A 26,085-nucleotide genomic window follows, 5' to 3' on the forward strand; every position below is an offset into this window, starting at 1 on the left:
ACAGATAGTGTTTTTTTCACAAATAAAAAGGTTGCTTTTTTTTCTGTTTTAGTAGATGATGTAAGTAGTTACATATCTGATATAACGCTGTTTTTCGAAACGTGTGTTATTTTTTAATTCGTAATAGTTTTTTTAAATCGTTTCACAGAATTACTTTAATTGTTATACAGTTTTTTTAGTTGTTATAGTTTGTTTGTCGGCCTTTAGGAGGTAATCATGATTGAGTTAGTGAATGTGTCGAAAGTCTATCAAGAGACACACGCGTTAAAAAATATTCACTTTTCTGTCCAACCAGGAGAAATCGTTGGGATTGTTGGGAAAAGTGGCTCTGGCAAGTCCACGTTGTTACGTTTGTTGAATTTAATGGAACAACCGAGTGAAGGGGAGATTCGTATTGATGGCAGAAATGTTCAAACCTTCTCTAAAAAAGAAGTTCGCCAGCAGCAACAACAAATGGGGATGGTGTTTCAGCATTACAATTTGTTAGAAAATTTGAAAATTTATGATAATGTTGCGTTGCCTTTGAAACTTTTAAAAGAGAAACAGCCTGAAAAAATTGAGCGTTTATTAACGTTTGTTGATATGGCCCATAAGGCAGAAGCGTATCCTGCTCAGCTTTCTGGTGGGGAAAAACAGCGTGTCTCTATTGCTCGAGCGTTGAGCCGTAATCCAAAATGGTTATTATGTGACGAGGCAACGAGTTCATTAGATGAAGAAAATACAGAAAGTGTCGTTCGACTATTACATAAGACGCATCAGGAATTCCGACCGACTATTTTCTTTGTTAGTCACGAATTAGAAACCGTGAAGCGCTTATGTAATCGTATCTTAGTGATGGAAAAAGGTCAGTTAATTGGCGAATTTCTGAATAATCCTCAGCAATATGAGGAAGAACCGCTTTCCTATTTAGAAAAAGTGGAAAGGAGTTTGCGCCCATGACTTTTTCAGAAACCTTTGCCGAATATTGGCCATCTATGCTGATTGGTTTAAAAGAAACAGGGATTATGATGTCGATTTCGATGGCTATCTGTTTGCTTGTCGGCTTGCCTTTAGGCTTAGGACTATTTTTGGCTAATCCGAAAGTCAAAGGGCATCAACCTTGGCTGTACTGGGTTTTAAATTTCATTGTAACTGTTATTCGCTCGTTTCCTTATTTATTATTTGTGATTGCGTTGATTCCAGTCACTCGTTCTGTTTTAGGAAAGGCATTTGGCCCAATTCCTTCATCTGTGCCATTGAGTATTGTTGCGATCGCGATTTTTGCTCGCTTGGTTGAACAAGTGCTGTTGGATGTTCCAGAAGAAATTTATTTTTTAGCTAATTCGTTAGGTACCTCGAAAGTCCAATACATTTGGCACTTTTTATTGGTGGAAGCACGTAGCGGATTGGTTCTTGCTTACACAACCACGACAGTGAGTATGGTTTCATATTCCACGGTGATGGGTGTTGTTGGTGGCGGCGGGATTGGCGATTTTGCAGTTCGTGTCGGGTATCAACGGTATGAATACGGTATTATGTATGTTGCCATTGTGATTATGATTGCACTGGTCTTCATTTTACAAATGCTTGGGAACTTCATTGCCCAAAAACTAGACAAAAGAAAGTAGGAGGACAAAAGAATGAAGAAGTTTTATTTAGCAACATTCGCTGTTATTGCAACAGTTATTTTAGCTGCCTGTGGGGGAAATAAACAAGCAGATCAGAAAGAAGACAAGGAGATTACCGTGGCCGTGCAATTGGAATCTTCAAAAGATATCTTGGAGATTGCCAAGAAAGAAGCTGAGAAAAAAGGGTACAAAATTAACATTATGGAAGTGAGCGACAATGTTGCCTACAACGATGCCGTGCAACATGACGAAGCGGATGCTAATTTTGCGCAACATCAACCCTTCATGGAAATGTTTAACAAAGAGAAAAAAGCTGATTTAGTGGCTGTTCAACCGATTTATTATTTTGCTGGTGGTTTCTATTCAAAAGAATATCAAGATGCGAAAGATTTACCTGAAAATGCCAAAGTGGGGATTCCTAGCGATCCAACCAATGAAGGTCGTGCTTTAGCAATTTTAAATGCAAACGGCGTGATTAAATTAAAAGAAGGTGTCGGCTTTAACGGTACGGTGGCAGATGTCGTGGAAAATCCTAAAAACATCACTTTTGAAAGCATTGATTTACTGAATTTAGCTAAAGCCTATGATGAAAAAGACATCGCTATGGTGTTCTGCTACCCAGCCTACTTAGAACCTGCTGGTTTAACAACGAAAGATGCGATCTTGTTAGAAGATGAAGAAGCAAGTAAACATTACGCATTGCAAGTTGTGACACGCAAAGGCGAAAAAGATAGCGAAAAGATCAAGGTTTTAAAAGAAGCGATGACAACAAAAGAAGTTGCTGAATACATCAAGAAAAATTCTAAAGGTGCCAATATTCCTGCGTTTTAATAAATAGAAAAAATGAAGCTTCTTTTTTGAGAAGCTTCATTTTTTTCTTTTCCTTGATTTATAGTATAGTTAATAGGAAGGAGGTGCCGGTGTGGTCGAATTATTTATTTTAATGATGGAACGGGTGGGCTTAATTATTTTACTGGCCTTTCTTTTAGTGAATGTGCCTTATTTTAAGCGTGTTTTATTAAGTCGTGAAAAAATGTCTTCAAAAGTTCAATTGATTTTGATTTTTGGTTTATTTGCTATTATTTCTAATTTTACAGGTATCGAAATCGCTAAGAATCAGATTGTTCCCAATAATTTACTAACCTATTTAAGCAGCAATGCTTCCATTGCGAATACGCGTACGTTAGTAATTGGCGTTTCTGGATTAGTGGGTGGTCCGATTGTCGGCAGTACGGTTGGTTTAATTGCTGGCTTTCATCGGGTTATTCAAGGCGGGGGGCATAGTTTCTTTTATGTGCCTGCTTCTTTAATTGTTGGCTTAATTGCCGGTTTTTTAGGGAGCCGTATGGCAAAGCAAACCGTTTTTCCGTCTGCCGGCTTTTCTGCCATTGTCGGAGCGTGCATGGAAATGATTCAGATGATTTTTATTTTCTTTTTCAGCGGTGATCTATCGGATGGGGCCACGTTGGTTCGTTTTATTGCGCTGCCGATGATTTTATTAAATAGCGTAGGAACGTTCATTTTTATGTCGATTCTAACGACGACATTGAAACAAGAAGAGCAGGCCAAAGCGGTTCAGACGCACGATGTTTTGGAATTAGCAGCGGAAACACTGCCATATTTTCGAGAAGGCCTCAATAAAAATTCCAGCAAAAAAGTTGCGGAGATTATTAAGCATTATACAAAAGTCAGTGCGATTAGCATGACAAACAGTCATCAAATTTTAGCTCATGTTGGCGCAGGAAGCGATCATCATATTCCAGAGCTAGAAGTCATTACAGAGCTTTCTCGGGAAGTGTTACGGACGGGCCGAATGACCATCGCACATGCCAAAGAAGAAGTCGGTTGTTCAGACCCTAATTGTCCGTTGCAAGCGGCGATTGTGATTCCGTTATTTTCCCATCAGCAAATTGTTGGCACCTTAAAAATGTACTTTACGGATCCAGCGCAGTTAACGCATGTCGAGGAGCAGTTAGCAGAAGGTCTTGGGACAATTTTTTCTTCACAAATTGAATTAGGGGAAGCGGAAGTACAATCAAAATTACTTAAAGAAGCTGAAATTAAATCCTTGCAAGCGCAAGTGAACCCGCATTTCTTCTTTAATGCCATCAATACTATTTCCGCATTAATGCGGAAAGACAGTGAAAAAGCGCGGAAACTATTGCTCCAATTAAGTAAATACTTTCGAGGCAACTTGCAAGGAGCCGTGCAAACTACGATCCCAGTTTCACAAGAACTAGAACAAGTAAAAGCCTATTTGTCATTAGAACAAGCACGGTTTCCGAATCGTTATCAAGTAACATTTGACGTGGAAGAAGCGGTTGCTTCAGAAAAAGTACCGCCGTATGCGATTCAGGTGTTAGTGGAAAATACCATCAAGCATGCATTTGGCAGCCGGAAGGAGAACAATCAAGTTCGGGTAGTGGTCAAAGCAAAACAACATAAATTACATGTGGATGTGTATGACAATGGGCAAGGGATTCCTGAAGAACGCCGCTTGCTATTAGGAAAGACAACAGTGACTTCGGAAAAAGGCACCGGCACGGCACTGGAAAACTTGTCCCGCAGAATGGCGAACCTTTATGGATCAGAAGGTTGTTTTTTAATTGAAAATTTAGAGACAGGCGGGAGCCATGTTCATTTAGAAATCCCGATGGAACAGGAGGAATTAGATGCACGTATTAATCGTTGATGATGAGCCCTTAGCACGAGAAGAATTGAGCTATCTTGTTTCCCAACATCCGCAAGTGACGAGCGTTGCAGAAGCGGATTCTGTGGCGGAGGCAATGGAAGAGATGATGGATCAAAAGCCAGATTTGTTATTTTTAGATATTCATTTGACCGATGAAAGCGGGTTTGATTTAGCGAAAAAATTAACCCATCTTAAAAAAGCGCCCTACTTGGTCTTTGCAACCGCCTATGATCAATATGCGTTAAAGGCCTTTCAAGTGAATGCAAAAGATTATATTTTGAAACCTTTTGAAGAAGAAAAAATAACACAAGTCATTGAAAAAGCATCGAAAGAAATGGGGCAAGCTGTCCCAGAAAACACTGCCGAAAAAGGACCAAAATCTGAAGCAATACCTATTCAAGGGGAAGACCGCATTTATCTTGTGGCGCCAGAAGATATTTACCTCGTTTCTGTCGAAGAACGGCAACTGAGCATTTTTGTGGATCAACAGGTCTATAAGATGACAGGGACCCTCAACAGTATCGAACAAAAATTACCTGCCACGCTCTTTATTAAAACGCATCGAAGTTTCATCTTGAATCGAACAAAAATTCAAGAAATTCAGCCGTGGTTTAATAACACGTTGCAAGTAATTTTAACCAACGGCTCAAAAGTACCTGTTAGCCGTTCATACGTCAAAGAATTTAAAGAAAAACTTGGCTTAAGTTAAAAAATCACCACTTGAAATGTCGAATGCATTTCAAGTGGTGATTTTTGCATTTGGTGAAGAAATTCTGGCATTTCATGAAAAAAAGCCCTTAAAAAAACGTTTTCTTTATATACTTAACCCATAGAAAACAGACAAAAGGGAGCGAAGAAGAATGGAAAAGAAAGTATATTCATTTTTACAACAAGCAGCAGTTTTTGCCATTATTATGTTAATCGCCAACGGCTTGGCGTTCATTTCCCCAATACCAATGCCTGCTTCAGTAATTGGCATGGTGTTATTGTTCATTGGTTTATGTACAAAAGTTGTTAAATTGGAGCAAGTGGAAGGACTAGGTAATAGCTTATCAACGGTTATTACATTTTTATTTGTTCCTTCAGGGATTTCCTTAGTTAATTCTTTAGGGATTATGCAACAATTTGGCGTTCAAATTGTTTTTGTTATTTTAGTAGCGACACTAGCGTTACTAGCAACGACTGGTTGGACGGGCGCCTTTTTATTGCATATGAAAGATGCTCGAAAAGAAAAAGAACCCGCAGCAACGAAGAAAGCGAAAGGAGAGGTTCGCGCATGAATCCGTATGTTGGCATTATTATTTCATTAGCTGTATTTGGCATAGGTACTTGGTTGTTTAAAAAAAGTAAAGGTTTCTTCTTATTTACGCCATTATTCGTTGCGATGATTTTAGGCGTTGTCGTTTTAAAAGTAACAGGAATTAGTTACGAGCAATACAATGAAGGTGGCAAATATATCAGCTTCTTTCTAGAGCCTGCGACAGTAGCGTTTGCGATTCCTTTATATAAAAAGAGAGACGTATTGAAAAAATATTGGTTAGAAATTTTAACGGCGTTAACAATTGGTTCTTTTGGTTCGCTAGTGGCTGTTTATTTTGCAGGAAAAGTGATTGGCATGGATAATCATTTAGTGGCCTCAATCTTACCACAAGCAGCTACAACAGCGATTGCCGTACCTATTTCTCAAACTGTTGGCGGCATTGCTTCCATTACGGCGTTTACTGTAATCTTCAATGGTGTACTAACCTATGCCTTGGGCCGAATTGCATTGAAATGGTTTAAAATTAACAATCCAATCGCCAAAGGTTTAGCTTTAGGTGCGGCCGGACATGCCCTAGGTGTGGCAGTTGGCATGGAAATGGGCGAAACAGAGGCTGCTATGGCTAGTATTTCTGTCGTAGTGGTTGGCGTAGTTACTGTTTTAGTAGTTCCTTTCTTTGCAACGGTCATTGGTCTATAAAAAAGTGGGCTTCCTCACTCTTTTATGAGTAGCTAATTTCTATCAGCTAGCAGTCTCTGCTTATTCTGTGAATGCTAGTTATCACTAATCCGCAGGCTCGGAGTTAAAATGAGCATAAAGAAGCCAACCTTATCCATAGTAAGGTTGGCTTTTGTGTTGTTCACACGATTTTTTGAGTATAGATAGGGCGCATGGAAGGATTGACCAGTCTTTTTATAGAATGGTTGCTCCTAAAGTTTGTTTAAAGTGGCGTAACGCCCATTCGTGTCCTTGTTCATCAAAACTAGCAACGGCGCGTTCAGGAATCATTAATTGATAGCCTAAATTATAGGCATCGACAGCCGTATGCAACACGCAAATATCTGTACAAACACCAGTTAAACAAAGCTCTGTAATTCCTCGTTCTCGTAATCGAATGTCCAAATCTGTACCACTAAAAGCAGAATAGTGTCGTTTGTTCATCCAATAAACGCTTGCCTCATTTTTGTGAGCTTGATAAAAATCAGCTAGCGAGCCAAACAGATTACGCCCGTCAGTTCCTAAGACATTGTGGGGCGGGAAAAGTTTATTTTCAGGATGATAGCGATCTAGGGGGTCATGCCCATCAATGGCAAAAACCACAAAATCGCCATTGTCAAAATAGTGCTTTGTTTGTTGAACAAGGGCCGTTTCAATAGCTTGTCCAGCGGCACCAGTGGTTAGTTTTCCGTCTGTGGCGACAAAATCATTCGTATAATCAATGGAAATCAGAGCTTTCATTTGGCAACCTCCTAAAGGTTAAAGTCATTTTGTTCATTTTACAGCTTTTAAGAAAGCATTTCAAATGATAAAAGTACATCAAATTCTAAAAAAGCTGTTTCAAAATAAACGCTTTGGCTAAAAAACATGCTATAATTTTGCTACAAATTAAAGCAGGTGAATAGAGTGAAAAGAAAAATCGTACGTTTTATCCTTTGGTTGTTAGGAATCCTTGTGGTTATTTGCTTAGGCGTGTTTCTCGCCTTTCAATTATCTCCTAAGCCAGGCGCTTGGGTCATCAACCAGTTATTCGCAGGTGAAGTTGAAATAAAAGATTCAGATTCCTATGATAAAGCATTGCCCAATGTCCAATTGCAAGAAAATCAAACATACCCTTCTTCAAGAAAAAAGAATACCTTTGATTTGTATTATCCCCAAACGTCAAAACAAGCGGTACCAGTCGTTTTATGGGTCCATGGTGGTGGCTATGTGGGAGGAGATAAGTCTGGGATGAAAGAGTTTGCGACACGTTTAGTGGCTGATTCCTCAGTTGCCTTTATTTCAATGAATTATGAATTAGCACCAGACGCACCTTATCCAAGCCAGCTCCAGCAGGTCGATGAACTTGTTCAATTTTTATTAGAAAAGAAACAAGCATATCCCATGTTAGATTTATCTAAGCTTTTTATTGGCGGGGACAGTGCGGGTGCACAGATTGCTCTACAATATGCAACAGTTCAAACCAATGCCAACTATGCCAAAGAACTAGGGATGACTGCAGCGTTGCCGGCTAGCCATTTAAAAGGCACACTCTCGTATTGTGGTCCAGTGGATTTGAAACAAATGGCCAACCAACAAAGTGATAATCGTTTTATGAAATTTTTCGTTAAAACAGTGGCTTGGTCTTTGCTCGGCACTAAAGACTGGCAGACGAGTGCAGAACTGCAAGAAGTGAGTTTAGTGGATAAAGTCACCAAAGAATTTCCCCCGACGTATCTAACAGATGGCAATAGTTTTTCATTCCAAGAGCAAGGACTAGCCTTGGTTCAGCGGTTAAAAACTTTAAATGTTCCAGTTTCAGCTCTCTTTTTCAAAGATAAGAAAGCAACGATCACCCATGAATATCAATTCGACTATCAAACAAAAGAAGCTAAACAATGTTACCAAGAAACAGTCCAGTTTGTGAATACGTATAAATAAACAGAGGCCTTAGAAATATTTCTAAGGCCTCTGTTTATTTATTTTTGTCATTTTTTTAGCTGGGAAATATGTATAAATTAAACAAAAATGTTTATTTAATGATGTTTACATGAGAAAAAATCCGTGCTATACTACGAACTCGTTTGTTAATTTTAATGTTAAAAACAACGTTTTTGTTATTTTTGTGAACAAATTAACATTTTTATCTTACAAAAACAGCAAAAAATTCGTTTAGTTAACAAAAAGAAAATTAAAAAATAAATTTTTTTTTTGAAATTAAGAAAATATCTTTAAAAAAATCAGAAGAAAACTTCGTATACTTGAGCCATAGGTTGGTTGTGGAAAGTTTACTTCGAGGGAGGAGTGATGAAGTTAATGAAAAAGAAAATCGCTGTTTTATTGGCAACTTGTTTACTTGTACAACCATTTTTATCTGTTTCAGCGTGGGCGATTGAAGGGGAGCAACAAACAGAACGTACGCAGACACAGCCAAAAACAGCAGAAACCAGTACAAGTGAAGCAACAAAAGAAAGCAGCGCACATTCTATAGAACAGTCATCAATGACGGAATCTAGTGCTATCACAGAAAAAGTAACCACCTCTTCCACAGAAACAAAACCAAGCGAAGAGCAGAAGCAAATCACGTTGACCTTTGAAACAACGGATCAAGCTTTGTTTCAAAATGATGCCAAAAGTTATCAAGTGGTAAAAGAAAAAAATCAGCCACTTCGGACAGAAGAATTACCAAAATGGGCGAATAGTGAGGAAAATGCGACTTTCGTTGGCTGGTCTTACCAAGGAAAAACATATACAAATGAAGAACTTCTTCAATTAGAGTTTTCAGAAGATACACAACTTACGGCTGTCTTTAAACAGAAACTGACACGCATGGCCAGAGCTGTTTCAGTTGATCAGTCCATTGCGGACACAATTGCCCCTGCGGATAAAACAAAAGTGATTGTTGTGCCAAGTCCTGCAGGAGATGGAGCAGCGTACAAAGAATATGCATCGACAGAGGCTGGCTTGAAAGAAGCCTTGTTTGATTTGTATCAACAGGGGAACAATGGCGATTTCACTCTTTATATAGGAAACAATATTACGACGAGTGCGGCGACCACCGCTAAAGTGATTCCTGACACCGTTACGGCAAGTAATATGACCTTTTACGCCTTGCAAGGCAAGGTCAATCATTTAGTGATTACTGGAAACAGCGCGGATCCGATTAGTATGGATCAAACGGCGCCAACGGGTTCTAAGACGTTAGGATTTAATCAAAATATCTATTTTGGCTCAAACATCACTTTGAGAAATCTAAACTATACAGGTACGAATATGTATTTAAATGGTTACAGTTTGAACTTGAATGGCGGTTCTAGTGGAAACGGTCTGACCGTATACGGTGGAACGGATACAGGAGATGTTTCAGGAAACCCAACTTTAACAGTAAATAGTACAGGTACAGGGACATGGAATTTCTATGGCGGAAACCAAAATGGTGGTAATTTAGCTGGAAATCCTACGATTGTTATTAACAATACACGGAGCGGACTAAATACATTAAGTGGGGGCGCCAATATTGGGACAGTGACTGGGAATACTTCATTGATTGTCAATGATTCTGGTGGCAGAATTGCTTCAATTTATGGGGGCGGTTATGGGACCAACGCAACCAACACAGCGAATGTTACTGGTAACGTCTCAACAAAGGTTGCGATTACGAATGCTGCTACAGGTTTCCAATTAAGTACGTATTATGGCGGTGTTCAATACGGAAATATTGGTGGAAAAGTAACAAACGATATTTCTGGATATGGCCGTTGGTATACAGCGGGTCAACGTTTTATTGGTGGCTCTTCCCGTGGCGATATAGGAACGAATCGTACGACTGATGGAATTACTACAAATTTAAATACACAGTTGTATAGTGCGGGTCGTGCAGATTTTGAAGGAGGCAACCAATATTCTGGAACGATCATCGGAGATATTACGAATGTGGTAACAGCAGGAACGAATTCCGCTGGTGGTATTAATGATTTTAACGGCGGTGCTGGTAACAATGTTTCGAAATTTAACAAGAGTCAAATTGGGGCCTCAAATGAAGCAACGTATGATGCTTATACACCACAACAAAGAGCAGAATTAGCCAAATCAGCAGCAGCTTTTAAAGTTTTTGGAAATATTTCTTCTAAATTAGTCAGCGGTTCGTTTAATAATGGTGCAATTTACTCAACTGCAGCTGGCCGCGGTGGCTATATTGAAGGAAATACAACAATTGAAGTGGGAACAGCGAATGGTGATGGGTCCTTAGGTGGCGATGGTATGGCTTATTCAGGTGCAAAACCGACAAGCTTAGATTATTCAACGACCAATAAAAGTCGTGGTAATAATTCAGGTTGGGATATTGTTGGTGGCGGCGGCTATCCTGCTAGTAATGATACTTGGGATATCTATATAAAAGGAGATACTAAGACTGTTTTAAATAATACCATTGCTCGCTGGACATATGGTGGCTCTTTTTCAGGTGTCGTTGAAGGCAATACTTCTAACACATTGAATGGCGGGATTGCTGACACATTAGAAGGAACAGGCTATCAAGCAGCTCGAGTTTATGGAAACGGTCAAACAATCGTTAATAATGGTCAAGTCGATTGGTTTCTTTCAGGCGGTGGCTGGAATGATGCCAAAAATGTTGGGAATGTCGGTGTAACGGTTTATGAAGGAGTAATTAATGCTTCGATGGGCGCTTCTTATGGAGCAAGCGGTGGCCATACAATTACTGGTAATTCAGACAATCGCATCTACGGAGGAAATTTCTCAGGAACTCCTCGGACAGGCGCGAACGGTTTTTCAGGTGGGATTACCAATGCGGGCTCACTTCTTGGAAATGCCAAACTCTTAATTGATTTAAGAAATTACAACGGAGAGTTTAAGTTGCCTGGTAATACCTACATTACTGGTGGTCGGCCCTATGGTCAAAATACGACACTAGGAACGGATGAATCAAACACAATTACTTTAAATATTTTCACTAAAACAGGTGTGGAATCTCTAAATGGGGCCAGCATTTACGGTGATGGTGGAACCAATGCTGCGTATACCAAGAACGGCAAGATTACAATGAATATTCAAGCAGCGGGTTCTAGTATTGGAAATTTATATGCGACACAGTATTCCAATATCAGTGGCGGAAAAATCTTACGTGATGTTACCGCAAATGTTCAAGGTGCAGTTAGTATTAACGGTTTATCCGGTGGTTCATCAACAGATAATTTCACTAATGCAATTGTGAATGCTAGTTCAAATAAAGTGGCCTTTAACTTTGGGACTAACGTTGACGGCACCAATAACTATCAAACAGAACCACTAAATGCGACAGGCTTAGGCGTTGTCAACTTTACGGAATTAAATGTCACCAATGGCATTAAATTAATGGCTAATGGTGGGAACATCAAAAATGGCGTTTCTGCTACTGCCGCGAACCACAGTACGACTTACAATGAATTCGGATCAATTCATCTATCTAAAAACGCTGGAATTGGGATCACCAACACAGCCAATTTAATCTCAGCTAGCAAACTAACGGTTCAGGATCATGCAACATTAGAAACAATTCCTGGTACAGGTAAAGTAAACATTGCGGATTTTGAAGCTGTCGATCCAACAAAAGATGAACTTTTATGGATTAAACCAACGACAGATACAACTGCTTTGGTGGATAGCACAGGGACTTGGTTTGGAAATGTCAAAGCCTATCAGGTCTTGACGATTAATCCAACGGTCAATAATGCTACAAAACTTACGCCAACAACGTTTCATGGGATTGAAAAAGCGACTGGAAAAACATTTATTGGCGATAACGATGTGACCAAGGGCGCCAATGGCTATGGAATAGCAATTCCTGGCTCTATCATCGATTATGAAGTGGAAACGCCTGGAATTGTGGCAGGTGCAGGTACTATTTCTCATGATGTAAAAGAGGTCAAAGCCGGCAATGCGCCATTAACCTTACAAGCGTGGGGCACCGAAGTAGCTGGACAAAAAGTTCAAAAAGGACGTTTGATGATTCCGACCTCAAGTGCTTTAACACCAACCCTAAGCTTCCTTCCTGACGAAGTAACAGGTTCTTGGTTGCACCAAGGAACGGTTAAGTCTAGTGAAGTTGGGAGCGCGATAGAGCAAATTCCAGAGCAAAAAGATACCACCCCGCTTTCATGGAAAGCGACGAATATGAACTACAGTTATCAGGTGAAAGTTCAATTTTCAAATAAAGTGGAACTTTCGGGGCAATCGGTGATTGTCACAGAAGATGAGGCAGCGCAACTAACGACTGTCGATAAAGTAATAGAAATGCTCGGTGCAAAAGGTCGGCCGTTTTTCAAAACCTCATTAAAAGAGACGGATTTACCACAAATTCAAGCGCCGTTAGCAGAAAAAACTGTATCGCGGACACATGATATTCAATTAGAAGCAGGGACGTCAGGAGATAATTTGCAAAACAAAACGGTTCATTTAGTTGTTGTGAAAAATGAAAGTGTCCTTGCCAAAGATCGTTCGTTTGCCTTGTATGCGACAAGTGCGCATTTGAAGTTAAAAGAAGCAAATGGCTTAACGAATTCAGACGAGTTGGCACAATGGACACAAGCAACGGTGATTTTCGCAGATGGTCGGGCCAATCAAACACCAAGTCTTGATGCCGCAACCTTCCAAGCCATTCAGCAAGCGAAACCAGAAGAATTAGCCAAAACGGTGCCAGCCAATTATCAATTTACAGAAGCTGGTGAAACGTTAAATAAAAAAGTCAATGTGTCTATTTCAGGTGAATTAACGTTAGAAAAAGTACCTAAAACAATTGATTTTGGCAAACAAAAAATTTCTGCCAAGCCAGAAGTTTACTGGCCAACTCTTTCAGATGATTTAGTCGTTCAAGACACACGCGGGACAGAAAGTACGCCTTGGAAACTGAATGTTCAGGTAACGAATCCCTTAACGAACGGCACAGATCAATTGGAAGATTTGTCATTGGTTACAGACAAAGGAGAATTTTTACTCAATAAAGGAGATACGGTTGTTACAGAAAATGAAGGCTCCGGTTCAGGTAGTTATACAATTAACCAAGGTTGGGGTGCGGCAAACCAACGGGGGCTTAAACTATCTGTGCCAGTCGAGAAACAAAAAGTTGGCGAATTCAAAGGGACATTGTCATGGTCATTAGTCATGGCACCATAACAAGGAGGAGAGAAGTGAGATGAAAAAATACCTTTTGCTTAGTTGTTTTTTAGGTCTTTTCAGCTTCTGTCATTCAGACACTGCGTTTGGGGAAGCAGCTTATGAAAATAGTGGTGTTGTCTCCTTTTATGGAACGTATGAATATCCCACAGAAGAGTCGACAACAGCGACTAGTAATTCTTCCACAACGACCGAACCCACCAAGCCAGCTGACGGAGGCGCTTCATCCGTCCTTTCTTCTGGCGTATATGGGTCGCGACAAGGAAGATTACCAGCGACAGGTACCACCAATCAAGCACCATTTATTTATTTGGGAATCAGCCTTATCACTATAGGCATATTATTTATTAAAAGGAGAAGAGAAGATGAAAAAAACAGTATTAGCAGTAGTAGGGATTGTAGGATTTAGCGGTGTCCTAGCGACACAACAAGCATTTGCGGAAGACATTAACGTGAACTATACAAGTAATGGCGCCATTACATTTGAACCAGATACAGATCCAACGAAGCCAGTTAACCCAACCAATCCAGATGAAAAAGTTGAACCAGAAGATCCAACTGACCCAACTGGACCAAAACCAGGGACTGCAGGCCCCTTATCAATTGACTATGCTTCAAGCTTTCAATTTGGCGCCCAAAAAATCACTTCCGATACGAAAGATTATTACGCACAAATTCAAACATTTAAAGATGGAACAACAGGTCCCAACTATGTTCAGGTAACGGATAAACGTGGGACACAAGAAGGCTGGACGTTAAGCGCTGTACAAAATGCGCAATTCAAAACAGCCCAAAATGAAGAATTAGTGGGGGCCGCTTTATCGATTGCCAATGCAGGTGTGACATCGATTGTTGATGCCGCATACGCGCCAACACCAACAGCAGCACATACCTTTGTTCCTGGAACAGAAGTAGAATTAGTCAAAGCAGAAGATGGCAAAGGAATGGGGACTTGGGTCTATCGTTTTGGGAAAGATGCGACAGAAGGTGCTACTGCCGTGAAATTAAATGTCCCAGGTAAAGCGATTAAATTAGCAAAAGAATATCGTACGACCTTAACATGGACATTGAAATCTGTACCAACGAATGTTGGAGGCTAAGTAAATGAAAAAAACAGTCGTCTACTCCTTGTTATTCGGAACAATGTTGCTTGGCGCCACTGTTCCTGCTGAAGCGGCGACGGTCGTTTTTGATAGCGAACAGTCGATTGTTTTTACCCCAAGCACAGATGGGACGGATCCAGTGAATCCAGAAAATCCCGATCCAGAAAAACCAGTTCGACCAGTCGATCCAACGAATCCTGATGGACCTAATCCAGGCACCCCTGGGCCACTTTCTATCGATTATGCCTCAAGTTTGGATTTTGGGAGTAATGAGATATCGAATAAGGATCAAACGTATTTTGCCAGAGCGCAAACCTATAAAAATCCAGATGGTTCAGCAAGTGAATTGGCAACTGCTAATTATGTACAAGTAAGTGATTTACGGGGAACCAATGCTGGCTGGGTTTTAAAAGTGAAACAAAATGGTCAATTTCGTAATGCAGAAACATTACACAAAGAATTAACAGGCGCCACCGTCGCCTTTACTGAGCCCAGTGTTCGCTCAAATGCGACGGACGTATTGCCGCCAACTGCTACCGCAAACATTCAATTAGATGCTGCGGGCGCAGAAACTGTTGTCATGCAAGCCCCAGAAAAGACCGGCGCCGGAACGTGGATCACGCTGTGGGGGCAAGCAGAAAAAGTGACTGAAAAAAATCAACAAGGACAGCAAGTAAATGCCACAATCACACGGGCAATCTCACTAACTGTTCCCGGGAAAACCCCTAAGGATGCAGTACAATATAAAACAACTTTGACTTGGCTACTTTCAGATGTACCAGTAAATAATGGAGGGAAATAAATGAAAAAGACAAAAGTAATGACATTGATGGCAACCACAACTTTAGGCGCACTAGCACTTGTACCAATGAGTGCATTAGCAGTCGACGGTGGTGAATACCAAACAAACGGAGCGATTCAATTTGCACCAAATACGAACCCAACGAATCCAGTTGATCCGACGAATCCAGATCCGGATAAACCAATTACGCCAGTTGATCCAACTGATCCGACAGGGCCTAAGCCAGGGACAGCAGGTCCGTTATCCATTGACTATGCATCTAGCTTATCTTTTGGGGAACAAACGATTACCTCAAAAAATATGACCTACTATGCAGAAACACAAAAATACAAAGATAATGCTGGTGCCGACCAAGAAGGCCCGAACTTTGTTCAAGTCTCAGATAATCGTGGGACTGAAACAGGTTGGACGTTAAAAGTAAAACAAAATGGTCAATTCAAAACTGAATCCAACCAAGAACTAACAGCGGCCAAAGTAACTTTAAGCAACGGACGCGTGGTTTCAGCTTCACAATCTGCAAAACCAACGACAGCGCCAGCTACGATTGAATTAAACCCAACTGGGGCTGAATCAGTGGTCATGGCTGCTGGCGATAAAGAAGGTGCGGGTACGTACTTAATGAGCTGGGGCGATAGTGTAGATACCGCTAAAACAAGTATTTCCTTAGAAGTACCTGGTTCAACCACAAAATATGCGAAAAAATACACGACAACTTTTACTTGGACTTTGACAGATACACCTGCTAACACAGGAAACTAAGAACGACAGCATACACGCAAGATCGGGATATAAGTCAAAAATTTTTGGCTTATCTTTCGGTCTTTTGGTGCTTATAATACAACAAAGAATGACAGACATAGGAGAATGAATATGAACAGATGGAAAGTATATGCAACGGTAATCGCTTGTATGTTATTTGGCTGGATTGGCGTGGAGGCGCACGCTTCTGAATTTAATTTTGCGGTCACACCAACAATTCCCGAAAATCAAGTGGACAAATCAAAAACCTACTTTGACTTAAAAATGGCGCCTGGTGCCAAACAAACCGTAGAAATTCAGTTACGTAATGATACAGATGAAGACATTACCATTGAAAATACAGTGAACTCAGCGACAACGAATTTAAATGGCGTAGTAGAATATGGCCAAAACGGGATCAAACCTGACAAAACTTTACGCTTTAACTTAAAAGATTATGTGGAAGCACCGAAAGAAATCATCTTGCCGAAGCATTCCCAAAAGACCTTACCTTTAACCATCACGATGCCTAAAGATTCTTTTGATGGCGTGATGGCTGGCGGCATAACACTCAAAGAGAAAAAGAAAGAAACCACGACTTCTGCGGATCAATCAAAAGGGTTAGCTATTAATAATGAATACTCCTATGTTGTGGCTATTATTCTTCAGCAAAATGAGACAAAGGTTCAACCAGATTTAAAATTACTGGGGGTTAAACCAGGCCAAGTCAACGCGCGAAACGTCATCAATGTTTCTTTACAAAACCCACAAGCGGCCTACTTAAACCAATTACATTTAATCAACACTGTTTCAAAAGGAGGCGAAACGCTTTACCAATCCGATACTGAGGATATGCAAGTGGCGCCAAACTCTAACTTTAGTTACCCAATTTCTTTAAAAGGGGAACGATTAACGCCAGGAAAATATGTCTTGAAATCAACGGCCTATGGTGTAAAAGATGAAAAGGGTACCTATCAAGTCAAAGGTGCCAATGGTGAAGAACGGTACCTGTACAAATGGGAATTTACAAAAGAATTTACTATTTCTGGGGACGTCGCTAAAGAATTAAATGAAAAAGACGTAACTATTAAAGGAACCAATTGGTGGTTGTATCTACTGATTGCATTAATCATTCTAGCGCTGCTCTTATTGATTTTCTTCTTGTATCGTAAAAAGAAAAAAGAGGAAGAACAACAATCTGAGCAATAAAAAGGGCTATCTATTGACAAAAAGGGTTTTCCTTGTAAAAGTAAAGGTACTTTTACAAGGAATTGCTTCCCATAAAGTAGAGGTAGAGAGAGTGAGAAGCCATGAGAAAAAAGTATCTTTTTTTATTTAGTTCTTTGCTAATTTTTACGGCTGTCGAAATAGAACCAATTCAAACATTGGCGACACCTATTTATAATCCCTTAGAACCAACGGAAGAAATTCAACCAAAACCAGAATCAATCACCCCTCAGGAAAAGTCAGAACCGGAACAACCTGCGCCAACCCCTCAGGAAGATCAAAAAACTACGGTTCCTTCTGAAGAAAAAAAGCCTTCACCCAAGAAAAAAGACAAACCTGTGGAGAAACCGGCAATGTCAAAAGAAAAAAAGAAACAAACAAAAGAAACAGCGGCTCATCCCCTACAAGTGAATAAAGATTTTGTCTTTCCTAACGGACTTGGTGCAGGCGGCGATGAAGAATCTGAAAGCTATTTAGCAGCGGTTGGGTACTTTCTTTCAGGAAATGGATTGTATGGGAAAAAAATGGATGTGAGAGAAGTCTATGATATTGATGATGTTTTTAAATAAAGTGGATAAAAGAAAAATCGCCTTATTTCAGTTACTGGAAAATGCACCGATGTTAACAGAGTCAAAAGAAACCGTAATGCAGGAGTTAGAATTATCTGAATTTATCGTGAACAAAACGGTCGCTGAATTAAATGCCGATTTTATTGAATTTGGTTTATCAGAGGATTTTCAAATTGTGAGCGATGGTATTTTCTTAACTCTTAATGAATCAGGAACGGAAACTTCCGATACTTTGATTGATTGCTATATTAAAGAGTCGTTACGTTTTGCTATGTTTCAAGATTTCTTTTTTCAGCGTTTTGATTCTGTGAATGAGTTTGCGTTAGAACACTTTGTTAGTCACACATTGGCTTATAAGGAGTTCAAGGAATTAAAGAAAATGCTGGAAAATTATCAAATTACAATTAATAAAGAATTTCACTTGGTGGGAAATGAAACCAATTTACGCGAAGTAACAACACTGGTTTTTTTACAATTATACCAACGTGATTTTTCATTGTACGGTAAAAAAGTTTTAGAGCAGATTCGGAACTTTGAGCTATTTTTTTCTGAGAAGGTTCATCTTAATCAGCGTGCGGGCTATGCACAAGCTAAATGTTTTCATTTTTTGGCGGTTTCTTTAGTACGAACGCAGCAACAGTTTTATGTAGAGAAAAAAGTAGATTCGCAAGTGTTAAAACAATTAGCCGGTGACAATCAGCAGAATGTTTTCAATTGGTTAGAGAGTCTTCAAATCCCAGAACCACAACGAACAAACGAAGGCAATTATTTACTCTTATTTTTAATTGCTGAAGAGTGGCTTCAAGTAGCTTCAGCAGCACTTTGCCAAAGATTTGCAGAAATTCAACAATTGAATCGTGACTTGTTAAGCTATTTAAAAATACAATTTCAGCTTTCCGAGGAAGTCCTGCAAGGTTTTGAACAAAAAGTAACAATCGTACATTTTAAATTGTTCCATTTTCCAATAGAAGCAAACTATAGTTATCGCAAAATGGATATAACCTACTTTGCAGAAACGTATACAGAGTATTTTTCTGCTAGTCGACAATTTATTCAAGAACAAAAAACGAATCCCGCTGTTTGGGATGCCAGACGGTTTTTATTTTATCGGTATCTGTTGTTAATGGTGGATGCGTTACCATTGAAAAAAGTTTTGGCTCCGATTACATTGTGTGTCGACTTTTCCTTTGGTGAAGCCTATAATCGTATGATACAAAAAAATATTGAAAAAATTACGGAATGGAATATCATTTTCAAAGCACATGTAGATGAAAGTGTACAATTAATTTTATCGGATATTCATTTTGTCGATTGGCCTGAGATTACCCAAATTATTTGGCTAGCGCCACCACGTCCTGTTGATTGGTCGCATTTTATTAAAACGCTGAGTGCACTAAGACCGCACTCGGGAGAAGAGAAAAAGAAATCATCGTAGACTAGACGGTGATTTCTTTTTCTTTTAGAATATAAAAATTAAAAATAATAAAAAAGTTGAAACTTTTTATGCTTGTGATTCGTCTATATAAGTGTACAGGAAAGGAGGTTCCAGAAATCGATGGTTTTCGATGGTTGGAAAAGAAAAAAACAAATTCGCGCGTTAGAAACGCTTGTGGATACCAAATATGAAAAAATGTATCGCATTGCCTTTAACTATACACATTCGAAAGAAGATGCCTTGGATGTGATTCAAGAAAGCTTTGAAAAGGCACTGAAGGCCATCCAAAAAGGACCAGATATTAATGATTTTGAAGCGTGGTTCTTTCGAATTCTGCTTTCTGTAGCGACAGATTATTGGCGTAAAAAGAAACGAGAAGCTGTTCATATTGAAAAAGATGAACAGGTGTTAGCCCTTTTAAATAATCCCCAACGCAGTTTTTTAGAAATTGAAGAAATTATTAATCAATTAGATAGTCCCAATCGTGAAATTATTCTATTAAAATTTTTTGAAGGATTTACGCTAAAAGAAATTGCCTTGATCCTGGATATTAACGAAAATACGATTAAAACGAAGATGTACCGCAGTTTGAATGAACTCCGAAGTCTATTGAATTAGTAAAAGAAAGGAAGCGAAAAAATAATGGAAGATTTTGTAAAAAGTGTTGTTAAAAACTTTTCAAAAGAATACCGCCAACAACCGTTGCCAACGGATCTACAAGCGGAAGTCAAAGCGCGTTTTCATAAAGAGAAAAAGCGGTACACCTGGCTTCGTTTTAGAAACCGCTCACTGCAAAGTAGTGTAGTGGTAGCTTGTGGCTTTGTCTTATCAGTCAATTTGTTTCCAGGTTTTAGTGAAGCAGCCCGCAACATTCCTGTGTTAGATAAAATTGTTCAATTAGTCACCATCAAAACGTTGACAGCGAAAAAACAGGAAAGTGAAGTAAACATCGATGTCCCTAAAATCCAAACATCCCAAGAATCTTCAGTAGCCGACACGCTCAACAAAAAATACTTGAAAGAAGCCCAAACAGAATTTCAACAAGTCAAAGGGCAATTGTTTGATGGTTCTCGTGTTTCAGTCACTGGAGATTATGAAAAAGTCGTGGACGACCGTCGCTTCCTAGTGGTCAAACGAACCTTCACAGAAATTAAAGGCAGCTCTGCGACGACAACAAAATATGACACCATCGACAAACGAGCCAATGTTGTCGTTTCACTCCCCTTAATTTTTAAAAATGATTTTTACATTGATGTCATTAGTAGTGAAATTAAACAACAAATAGCAGACCAAATGAAGAACGATAGCAATAAAATATACTGGTCCGAAAAAGAGGATGCCCCCAGTGATGTTCAACCCTTCAAAAAAATTAAAAAGGACCAACCTTTCTATATCAATGAAAAACACCAATTAGTGATTGTGTTTCCCCAAGGAGAGATTGCGCCTTACTATATGGGCACTCCTGAATTTGTGATTCCTGATCAAGTCATTGAAAATGAATTGGCAGCGCCTAATTATTTAAAATAAACTCAGTAAAAAACACGCGACATTTCTTAAAACTGTCGCGTGTTTTTTGCTGACCTAACCAAGTCAGTTGCGGTTTTACTGAGAGAAGCGTACACTAGAATTAAGCATAACAAGAAAGGGCGAATGGCAATGGAAAAATCAGAAAAAATTAGTATTTTACAAGATGTGGTTAAAATTAAATCTGTAAATGGAAACGAAGAAGAAGTGGCAATCTATTTACAAAATCTTTTGAAAAAATATGAGATCCCTTCTGAACTTGTTTCTTATGCACCAAATCGTAGTAGTTTGGTTGCTTATTTAGGTGAAAACCGAGAAAAAGTCTTAGGGTTTAGTGGCCACATGGACGTGGTTTCTGAAGGGGACGAAAGTCAATGGACTTTCCCGCCATTTGCGGCCCATATTGAAGGAAATAAATTGTATGGCCGTGGCGCAACGGACATGAAAAGCGGCTTAGTCGCAATGGTTCTAGCAATGATTGAATTAAAAGAAAAGGAAGTTCCATTAAATGGAGCGGTTAAATTTTTAGGTACAGTTGGTGAAGAAGTCGGTGAGCTAGGTGCTGGCCAATTAACTGAAAAAGGCTATGCGGATGATTTAAGTGCCTTAGTCATTGGAGAACCAACCAATTATAACTTGATGTATGCGCACATGGGTTCAATTAACTATTCTGTTGTGTCACACGGAAAAGAAGCCCACAGTTCGATGCCAGAAGAAGGCATTAACGCGATTAATAATTTGAACGAATTTATTACAGAAGCAAACCAACAAATGGCGGAAGTCACAGCAAACTATGAAAATCCTGAATTGGGTCGAACGATTCACAATGTAACCGTCATTAAAGGTGGCACACAAGTGAACAGTATTCCAGGTCAAGCAGCCTTGCAAGGGAATATCCGTTCAATTCCAGAATTCAGCAACGACCAAGTTATTGCGTTATTACAAAAAATTGTTGATGAATTGAACAAAAAAGAAAAACATCAGTTAGAATTAACGATTGATTACAATAAAATTCCTGTAAAAGCTGAGAAAGATTCTGCGTTAATTCAAGCCATTCAAGCCCAATTTGACCAACCGTTGCCATTGATAACAGCAGCAGGAACAACAGACTTAGCTGAATTCACTAAATCAAAAAATAAATTTGATTGCGTTGTCTTTGGTCCAGGCGTTCCAACTTTGCCACACCAAGTCGACGAATATGTCGAAATTGATAATTACTTAGATATGATTGATAAGTATCAAGCGATAGCAAAAAGTTATTTAAATTAAAAAAATGTCGCGCCTGAATCATAAAAATCAGGTGCGACATTTTTTATAAGGTTTATTCCACCACAGTCCATTCATTTAAGGTTTTGCCGTTCTCATCAACTAGCTCTAACCAGCTGTTTGTTCCAGCAAAATAGAGAAACAAGCCGACTTCATTAACGCTTTTTAAGACGATATCTTCCGTTGTGACAAAGTCTTTAAATTGGCCCTTGCGTTCATCACGAAGTTTTTCACCAAATCTAGCGGAGAAACCGACAGACCCGTCTTTATTTAAAGGGGCTTCGGGCATCATTGTCGCGCCAGCTTTAATAAGCATTTCATTGCGCTTTTGCCAAAAAACAGTTGCTTTGCTTTGTCGAGTATCAATATAAAAAGGAATTTGGCTAACTTCTTTTGTCCATTTGTGGCGTGCTTTGGCTGGTCTGGCTTTCTTCGGCGCCGGTTTTTTAAACAGAGAGTAGCCAAAACGTTCCAAGATAAAGGTGACTGTTTCTTTATAGTTAGTCACTGTCGCTACCGCACTTTTCGGAATTTTGACTGTCGCTGGGGTTGCTTCCAATGTTAAACCACTTTCTTTCGCATCATCTAGGAAAGCTTGCGCTAAGTAGGCAAGTTCTGTGTCCCAAGTCGGTTTCAACAAAATCGAGTGATCAAAAGAAACTTCTTTATATGTAGCTTTTTCTTCAGCAAGTCCTAAAGCAACTAGTTGGTTATCTCTTAGCAAGAAAAGAATCGCTGCCTCTTTTTTCGGTAATTTAGTTGTTTGTTCAATGATTAAGTGGGCCTGATCGGCTAAATCAATGAGTGTCTTTGTTTTTTTTAGATCAACGGTTAAATGTAAGTCCATGAAGTCTGCTCCTTTATCGTTAGTTTCTTCATTGTATCATGAAACAGCGTCTTCGTCTTTTAACGAGTCAGCAACCTTACAATATTGTTTGAAACAAAAAGAAGCTTTCATGGTATACTTACTCACATACATAATTTTTAATGAGGAAAGTAGAGGAACAAGAATGAAAACACTTGGCAATATTTTATGGTTCATCTTTGGCGGTTTTTTTGGTGGCTTATCTTGGCTATTCGCAGGCGTGATTTGGTGTATTACAATTATCGGTATTCCGATTGGTTTACAATGTTTTAAATTAGCGGGGTTGAGCTTTTGGCCGTTTAAAAAGCGAGTCGTGTATAGTGATAGCGGCGTATCTTTGGTGGTAAACATTATTTGGCTGATTATCAGTGGACTACCATTAGCAATTGGGCATTGTATTAGTGGCTTGTTGCTTTGTCTGACAATCATCGGTATTCCGTTTGGGCAACAATCCTTTAAATTGGCGAAATTAGCGTTAATGCCGTTTGGGGCCCGTGTTGTTTCAACAAATGATTTTTATTTTGAATAGTCAGAGGTTTCTCATTGACAAATAAAACGAAACAGCGTATTCTGTAAATGTAACAAATAACGTTACATTTAGTTTGGAGTGATTAGACATGGCCATGTCAACGAAATTAAGTGTTGCGATTCATATTTTAAGTTTGATTGAAACAGGTCCTCAAGAACAAGTGACTTCTGAATACATTGCTTCGAGCGTGAATACGAATCCAGTCGTTGTTCGACGACTAATGAGTCAGTTAAAAAAAGCCGGCTTGATTCATTCCATGCGTGGAGCCAATAAAAATACCTTATTAAAGAAACCAGAAGAGATCTCACTGTATGAAATTTACACAGCGGTTGAATTGGAACGAGAGATTTTCAATATTCATCAAAATCCTAATCCAAACTGTTCCGTTGGGGCAAATATCCAATCGGTACTAGAAACTGAATTTACTAAAGTGCAACAAAAAATGGAAGAAGAATTGAAAAGCATCACCTTAGCAGATGTGATTCATGAAATAGAAGTTAAGAGAGATAAGTAATCTCTCTACTTTTAAAGTATTAAATGTAACTATTTTAGTTCTATTTAAAAATGAAAGGATGATTTACATGAAAGTAGCAGTATTAGGAGCAACAGGAAAAGAAGGACAATTACTTTTAGCAGAAGCTAAACGTCGCGGGATGGACGTGACAGCCATCGTTCGTAATGCCTCAAAAATAACAGATGGCACACCGACCATTGAAAAAGATGTTTATCAATTAACAACAGAAGATATTCAAGCGTTTGATGTATTAATTAGTGCCTTAGGATTCCCTGATGTGCAAGATTTCCCCAAATCTACCCAGCATTTGATTGAGATTTTAACCAATCAAAAAACGCGCTTGTTTGTCGTTGGGGGCGCTGGAACCTTGTATGTGGACCCAGAACACACAACTCAATTAAAAGATACACCATCATTCCCAGCAGAAATTCAGCCATTAGCTTCGGCGATGGGCGAAGCTTTAAACTTATTGAAAGAAGCTCAAAACATCCACTGGACCTATATTAGTCCTGCAGCCATGTTTGATGCTGATGGTCCTGCGACAGGCCATTATGAAGTCGCTGGCGAAGAATTAACAACCAATAGTCAAGGTGACAGCTACATTAGTTACGCAGACTACGCCGTTGCCATGTTAGATGAAGTGGAAAGTAATGCACACCCAAATCAACGAATCAGTGTGTATCAATAAAAAAAACAAGAAAATGGGGCCTCCGTTAAAACAACGGAGGCCCCATTTTCTTGTTTGATTAATTATTGCTAATGTATTTACTGTTTGGGTGCTCGGTATCCTGCTGCCTCTGCTTCTTCAACAGTAGAGAACCAAGCTACTGGATTCGTAGTTCTATTATAATATCTACTTCCAGGTACATGATAAATTCCATTACGTGACCCTTTAATTAAAGCGTTACCGCTTGGTGCTTCTGCAGCAGCCGTCTCGACTTCCGCTGGCGCCTGTGCGGCTTGTTGCGCCTCTGCTTCAGCTTGCGCTTTTGCTGCCGCTTCGGCTTGTTCTTTTTGCGCTTTTTCAGCGGCTAGTTTTTGAGCTTCTGCTTCTTTTCGTTGTTTTTCTTTGTGGGCATCTAATTGAGTTTTAACAACGGCTACCCGTTTTGTTAAAGCTTGATTTGGGGAGTTTAAAGCGTCAATTTGTTTGATCGCTTCATTATAGTAAGCTTCATTGGTTGGTTCTTGTTCAGCTTTTTCAACAGCGGCAGTTGCACTGGCGACTAATTGTTCATTTTTTTCTTTTTCAGCGATAGCGGTTTGAACAGTCGTTAATCGTTGTTGAAATCCTTCTTTGCCAACTGGGGCAGCAGCTACTAATTTTTCAGCTGCTTGATAATCGCTTTTACTTTTAGATTTTTCAGCAGTTGTAACTGCTTCATCAACAGGTACTGCTTCTTTGATTTTTTCAAGGCGATCATTGTATTCCTCGTATTCTTGACTTAATGAAGATACTAAGGTTGCGGCTTCATCATAGTTTTTCTGAGAAGGTTGTTTTTCAGCGTAAGCTAAGGCTTTTTCTGTTTTGGCCAATTCTTGCTCAGAATCTGTGATGCTCGCAATAAATTCTTTTGACGGTGTGACTTCGACTGATTTTTCAACTTTGGTATCTTTCTTCTCAGCAACAAAGGTGATTTTTTGCGTTTTTTCATCGGACAGTTTTACTTTGTAAGCAAACGTTTTGTCTTTCGTTTTTACTTCCTTGCCATTGGCCGTTAGTTTGCTGTTGCCGTCGTATTCGCCTTTGATGGTGGCTGAGCCATTGGCATCGGTTTCAACACTCTCTGCATCAAGTGAAAGCGTTGGGGAAGAATCTGTCGTGGCAACCCCACCAATAAATAGAGCGGCACTTGCTAATGCGGCATAGCCATATTGTTTTTTCGGTTGTTTCTTAATTAATGCTTTGATAGTCAGTCCCCCGCTGACAAGTAACCCTAATAGACCCAAAAGTCCTAATACTACACTCATTCATTTCTCTCCTTTCGATATAACGTTATTATACAATGTATTGTGAGAAAATGAACATTTTTTTCGTAATAATTAATAAATTTCCTGATAAAAAAATTATTTCCTGAAGCTCAAATTCT

General features: G+C 39.3%; 25 protein-coding genes. 22 read left to right on the plus strand and 3 right to left on the minus strand.

Going from position 1 to position 26,085, the window contains the following annotated elements; all coding sequences use genetic code 11:
* Nucleotides 1-216: 216 nt before the first annotated feature.
* From IGL80_RS01430 to lrgB, 7 genes are all read left to right on the plus strand, one after another.
* The gene (locus IGL80_RS01430; protein ID WP_002354824.1) at nucleotides 217-939 is read left to right on the plus strand and encodes a methionine ABC transporter ATP-binding protein; all 723 of its coding nucleotides are present in this window, start codon (nucleotides 217-219) and stop codon (nucleotides 937-939) included.
* On the plus strand, nucleotides 936-1,607 hold the full coding sequence (locus IGL80_RS01435) for a methionine ABC transporter permease (RefSeq protein ID WP_002354825.1): 672 nt from the start codon (nucleotides 936-938) through the stop codon (nucleotides 1,605-1,607). Before IGL80_RS01430 ends, IGL80_RS01435 begins: the two co-directional genes overlap by 4 nt.
* A 12-nt stretch (nucleotides 1,608-1,619) precedes the next feature.
* Complete coding sequence (locus IGL80_RS01440; RefSeq protein WP_002354826.1) at nucleotides 1,620-2,438, plus strand: MetQ/NlpA family ABC transporter substrate-binding protein; 819 nt, start codon at nucleotides 1,620-1,622, stop codon at nucleotides 2,436-2,438.
* 91 nt (nucleotides 2,439-2,529) lie between these two features.
* Entirely contained in the window at nucleotides 2,530-4,299 is a 1,770-nt protein-coding gene (locus tag IGL80_RS01445; protein ID WP_002358984.1) for a sensor histidine kinase, read from the plus strand.
* Nucleotides 4,280-5,008: a LytR/AlgR family response regulator transcription factor gene (locus IGL80_RS01450; protein WP_002358985.1), complete on the plus strand. Its 729-nt coding sequence runs from the start codon at nucleotides 4,280-4,282 to the stop codon at nucleotides 5,006-5,008. The genes IGL80_RS01445 and IGL80_RS01450 overlap by 20 nt, the downstream gene beginning before the upstream one ends.
* A 151-nt stretch (nucleotides 5,009-5,159) precedes the next feature.
* On the plus strand, nucleotides 5,160-5,579 hold the full coding sequence (lrgA, locus tag IGL80_RS01455; protein ID WP_002354829.1) for an antiholin-like murein hydrolase modulator LrgA: 420 nt from the start codon (nucleotides 5,160-5,162) through the stop codon (nucleotides 5,577-5,579).
* Complete coding sequence (gene lrgB, locus IGL80_RS01460) at nucleotides 5,576-6,259, plus strand: antiholin-like protein LrgB (protein WP_002354830.1); 684 nt, start codon at nucleotides 5,576-5,578, stop codon at nucleotides 6,257-6,259. Before lrgA ends, lrgB begins: the two co-directional genes overlap by 4 nt.
* Nucleotides 6,260-6,472: 213 nt before the next feature.
* On the opposite strand, the gene IGL80_RS01465 is transcribed toward lrgB, so the two are convergent.
* Nucleotides 6,473-7,018: a cysteine hydrolase family protein gene (locus tag IGL80_RS01465; RefSeq protein ID WP_002358986.1), complete on the minus strand. Its 546-nt coding sequence runs from the start codon at nucleotides 7,016-7,018 to the stop codon at nucleotides 6,473-6,475.
* Nucleotides 7,019-7,183: 165 nt separating this feature from the next.
* Between IGL80_RS01465 and IGL80_RS01470 the strand changes: the two genes are divergently transcribed.
* The 12 genes from IGL80_RS01470 to IGL80_RS01525 all read left to right on the plus strand — a co-directional run bounded on the left by IGL80_RS01470 (nucleotide 7,184) and on the right by IGL80_RS01525 (nucleotide 22,090).
* Nucleotides 7,184-8,197: an alpha/beta hydrolase gene (locus IGL80_RS01470; protein ID WP_002404781.1), complete on the plus strand. Its 1,014-nt coding sequence runs from the start codon at nucleotides 7,184-7,186 to the stop codon at nucleotides 8,195-8,197.
* Between the two features lie 366 nt (nucleotides 8,198-8,563).
* Complete coding sequence (locus IGL80_RS01475; protein ID WP_010784353.1) at nucleotides 8,564-13,423, plus strand: hypothetical protein; 4,860 nt, start codon at nucleotides 8,564-8,566, stop codon at nucleotides 13,421-13,423.
* Nucleotides 13,424-13,442: 19 nt separating this feature from the next.
* Nucleotides 13,443-13,832: an LPXTG cell wall anchor domain-containing protein gene (locus IGL80_RS01480; RefSeq protein WP_002354835.1), complete on the plus strand. Its 390-nt coding sequence runs from the start codon at nucleotides 13,443-13,445 to the stop codon at nucleotides 13,830-13,832.
* Nucleotides 13,789-14,523, plus strand: a complete 735-nt coding sequence (locus tag IGL80_RS01485) for a WxL domain-containing protein (protein WP_002354838.1) — start codon at nucleotides 13,789-13,791, stop codon at nucleotides 14,521-14,523. The genes IGL80_RS01480 and IGL80_RS01485 overlap by 44 nt, the downstream gene beginning before the upstream one ends.
* Nucleotides 14,524-14,527: 4 nt before the next feature.
* On the plus strand, nucleotides 14,528-15,328 hold the full coding sequence (locus tag IGL80_RS01490) for a WxL domain-containing protein (protein ID WP_002385162.1): 801 nt from the start codon (nucleotides 14,528-14,530) through the stop codon (nucleotides 15,326-15,328).
* The gene (locus tag IGL80_RS01495) at nucleotides 15,329-16,087 is read left to right on the plus strand and encodes a WxL domain-containing protein (protein ID WP_002391219.1); all 759 of its coding nucleotides are present in this window, start codon (nucleotides 15,329-15,331) and stop codon (nucleotides 16,085-16,087) included.
* Between the two features lie 105 nt (nucleotides 16,088-16,192).
* Nucleotides 16,193-17,275 carry a DUF916 and DUF3324 domain-containing protein gene (locus IGL80_RS01500; RefSeq protein WP_002358992.1) on the plus strand — a complete coding sequence of 361 codons (1,083 nt, stop codon included), beginning with the start codon at nucleotides 16,193-16,195 and terminating at the stop codon, nucleotides 17,273-17,275.
* 101 nt (nucleotides 17,276-17,376) lie between these two features.
* Nucleotides 17,377-17,862, plus strand: a complete 486-nt coding sequence (locus tag IGL80_RS01505; RefSeq protein ID WP_002358993.1) for a hypothetical protein — start codon at nucleotides 17,377-17,379, stop codon at nucleotides 17,860-17,862.
* Nucleotides 17,837-19,297 carry a helix-turn-helix domain-containing protein gene (locus IGL80_RS01510; protein WP_002358995.1) on the plus strand — a complete coding sequence of 487 codons (1,461 nt, stop codon included), beginning with the start codon at nucleotides 17,837-17,839 and terminating at the stop codon, nucleotides 19,295-19,297. The genes IGL80_RS01505 and IGL80_RS01510 overlap by 26 nt, the downstream gene beginning before the upstream one ends.
* A 120-nt stretch (nucleotides 19,298-19,417) precedes the next feature.
* The gene (locus IGL80_RS01515; protein ID WP_002358996.1) at nucleotides 19,418-19,915 is read left to right on the plus strand and encodes an RNA polymerase sigma factor; all 498 of its coding nucleotides are present in this window, start codon (nucleotides 19,418-19,420) and stop codon (nucleotides 19,913-19,915) included.
* Between the two features lie 24 nt (nucleotides 19,916-19,939).
* A complete protein-coding gene (locus IGL80_RS01520; RefSeq protein ID WP_002358997.1) occupies nucleotides 19,940-20,824 on the plus strand; it encodes an RsiV family protein in 885 nt (294 codons plus the stop codon).
* A gap of 129 nt (nucleotides 20,825-20,953) precedes the next feature.
* Complete coding sequence (locus tag IGL80_RS01525; RefSeq protein ID WP_010708373.1) at nucleotides 20,954-22,090, plus strand: ArgE/DapE family deacylase; 1,137 nt, start codon at nucleotides 20,954-20,956, stop codon at nucleotides 22,088-22,090.
* 52 nt (nucleotides 22,091-22,142) lie between these two features.
* Here the strand turns inward: IGL80_RS01525 and IGL80_RS01530 are convergent, their stop codons facing one another.
* Nucleotides 22,143-22,934: a hypothetical protein gene (locus IGL80_RS01530; protein WP_002354848.1), complete on the minus strand. Its 792-nt coding sequence runs from the start codon at nucleotides 22,932-22,934 to the stop codon at nucleotides 22,143-22,145.
* 163 nt (nucleotides 22,935-23,097) lie between these two features.
* Between IGL80_RS01530 and IGL80_RS01535 the strand changes: the two genes are divergently transcribed.
* The 3 genes from IGL80_RS01535 (at nucleotide 23,098) to IGL80_RS01545 (ending at nucleotide 24,683) form a co-directional block, all read left to right on the plus strand.
* Nucleotides 23,098-23,481, plus strand: coding sequence for a YccF domain-containing protein (locus tag IGL80_RS01535; RefSeq protein WP_002358999.1), 384 nt, complete (start codon nucleotides 23,098-23,100; stop codon nucleotides 23,479-23,481).
* 88 nt (nucleotides 23,482-23,569) lie between these two features.
* On the plus strand, nucleotides 23,570-23,995 hold the full coding sequence (locus IGL80_RS01540; protein ID WP_002383201.1) for an Rrf2 family transcriptional regulator: 426 nt from the start codon (nucleotides 23,570-23,572) through the stop codon (nucleotides 23,993-23,995).
* A gap of 58 nt (nucleotides 23,996-24,053) precedes the next feature.
* A complete protein-coding gene (locus tag IGL80_RS01545; protein WP_002365397.1) occupies nucleotides 24,054-24,683 on the plus strand; it encodes an NAD(P)-dependent oxidoreductase in 630 nt (209 codons plus the stop codon).
* 77 nt (nucleotides 24,684-24,760) lie between these two features.
* Here IGL80_RS01545 and IGL80_RS01550 read toward each other — a convergent pair whose 3' ends face one another.
* Nucleotides 24,761-25,966 (minus strand): hypothetical protein, encoded by a 1,206-nt coding sequence (locus IGL80_RS01550; protein ID WP_002359001.1) that lies wholly within the window; start codon nucleotides 25,964-25,966, stop codon nucleotides 24,761-24,763.
* Nucleotides 25,967-26,085 lie beyond the last annotated feature (119 nt).

The sequence above is a fragment of the Enterococcus sp. DIV2467a genome, from assembly GCF_050532945.1.
Taxonomy (GTDB): Bacteria; Bacillota; Bacilli; order Lactobacillales; family Enterococcaceae; genus Enterococcus; species Enterococcus faecalis.

Excerpts from the sequence above, each read along its gene's own strand:
- IGL80_RS01540 (WP_002383201.1), top strand. The coding sequence starts at position 23,570 with ATGGCCATGTCAACGAAATTAAGTGTTGCGATTCATATTTTAAGTTTG.
- IGL80_RS01475 (WP_010784353.1), top strand. The coding sequence starts at position 8,564 with ATGAAGTTAATGAAAAAGAAAATCGCTGTTTTATTGGCAACTTGTTTA.
- lrgB (WP_002354830.1), top strand. The coding sequence starts at position 5,576 with ATGAATCCGTATGTTGGCATTATTATTTCATTAGCTGTATTTGGCATA.
- IGL80_RS01520 (WP_002358997.1), top strand. The coding sequence starts at position 19,940 with ATGGAAGATTTTGTAAAAAGTGTTGTTAAAAACTTTTCAAAAGAATAC.
- IGL80_RS01485 (WP_002354838.1), top strand. The coding sequence starts at position 13,789 with ATGAAAAAAACAGTATTAGCAGTAGTAGGGATTGTAGGATTTAGCGGT.
- IGL80_RS01465 (WP_002358986.1), bottom strand. The coding sequence starts at position 7,018 with ATGAAAGCTCTGATTTCCATTGATTATACGAATGATTTTGTCGCCACA.
- IGL80_RS01430 (WP_002354824.1), top strand. The coding sequence starts at position 217 with ATGATTGAGTTAGTGAATGTGTCGAAAGTCTATCAAGAGACACACGCG.
- IGL80_RS01435 (WP_002354825.1), top strand. The coding sequence starts at position 936 with ATGACTTTTTCAGAAACCTTTGCCGAATATTGGCCATCTATGCTGATT.
- IGL80_RS01505 (WP_002358993.1), top strand. The coding sequence starts at position 17,377 with ATGAGAAAAAAGTATCTTTTTTTATTTAGTTCTTTGCTAATTTTTACG.
- IGL80_RS01515 (WP_002358996.1), top strand. The coding sequence starts at position 19,418 with ATGGTTTTCGATGGTTGGAAAAGAAAAAAACAAATTCGCGCGTTAGAA.
- IGL80_RS01535 (WP_002358999.1), top strand. The coding sequence starts at position 23,098 with ATGAAAACACTTGGCAATATTTTATGGTTCATCTTTGGCGGTTTTTTT.
- IGL80_RS01440 (WP_002354826.1), top strand. The coding sequence starts at position 1,620 with ATGAAGAAGTTTTATTTAGCAACATTCGCTGTTATTGCAACAGTTATT.
- lrgA (WP_002354829.1), top strand. The coding sequence starts at position 5,160 with ATGGAAAAGAAAGTATATTCATTTTTACAACAAGCAGCAGTTTTTGCC.
- IGL80_RS01495 (WP_002391219.1), top strand. The coding sequence starts at position 15,329 with ATGAAAAAGACAAAAGTAATGACATTGATGGCAACCACAACTTTAGGC.
- IGL80_RS01550 (WP_002359001.1), bottom strand. The coding sequence starts at position 25,966 with ATGAGTGTAGTATTAGGACTTTTGGGTCTATTAGGGTTACTTGTCAGC.
- IGL80_RS01450 (WP_002358985.1), top strand. The coding sequence starts at position 4,280 with ATGCACGTATTAATCGTTGATGATGAGCCCTTAGCACGAGAAGAATTG.
- IGL80_RS01530 (WP_002354848.1), bottom strand. The coding sequence starts at position 22,934 with ATGGACTTACATTTAACCGTTGATCTAAAAAAAACAAAGACACTCATT.
- IGL80_RS01510 (WP_002358995.1), top strand. The coding sequence starts at position 17,837 with ATGATATTGATGATGTTTTTAAATAAAGTGGATAAAAGAAAAATCGCC.
- IGL80_RS01490 (WP_002385162.1), top strand. The coding sequence starts at position 14,528 with ATGAAAAAAACAGTCGTCTACTCCTTGTTATTCGGAACAATGTTGCTT.
- IGL80_RS01480 (WP_002354835.1), top strand. The coding sequence starts at position 13,443 with ATGAAAAAATACCTTTTGCTTAGTTGTTTTTTAGGTCTTTTCAGCTTC.
- IGL80_RS01545 (WP_002365397.1), top strand. The coding sequence starts at position 24,054 with ATGATTTACATGAAAGTAGCAGTATTAGGAGCAACAGGAAAAGAAGGA.
- IGL80_RS01525 (WP_010708373.1), top strand. The coding sequence starts at position 20,954 with ATGGAAAAATCAGAAAAAATTAGTATTTTACAAGATGTGGTTAAAATT.
- IGL80_RS01500 (WP_002358992.1), top strand. The coding sequence starts at position 16,193 with ATGAATATGAACAGATGGAAAGTATATGCAACGGTAATCGCTTGTATG.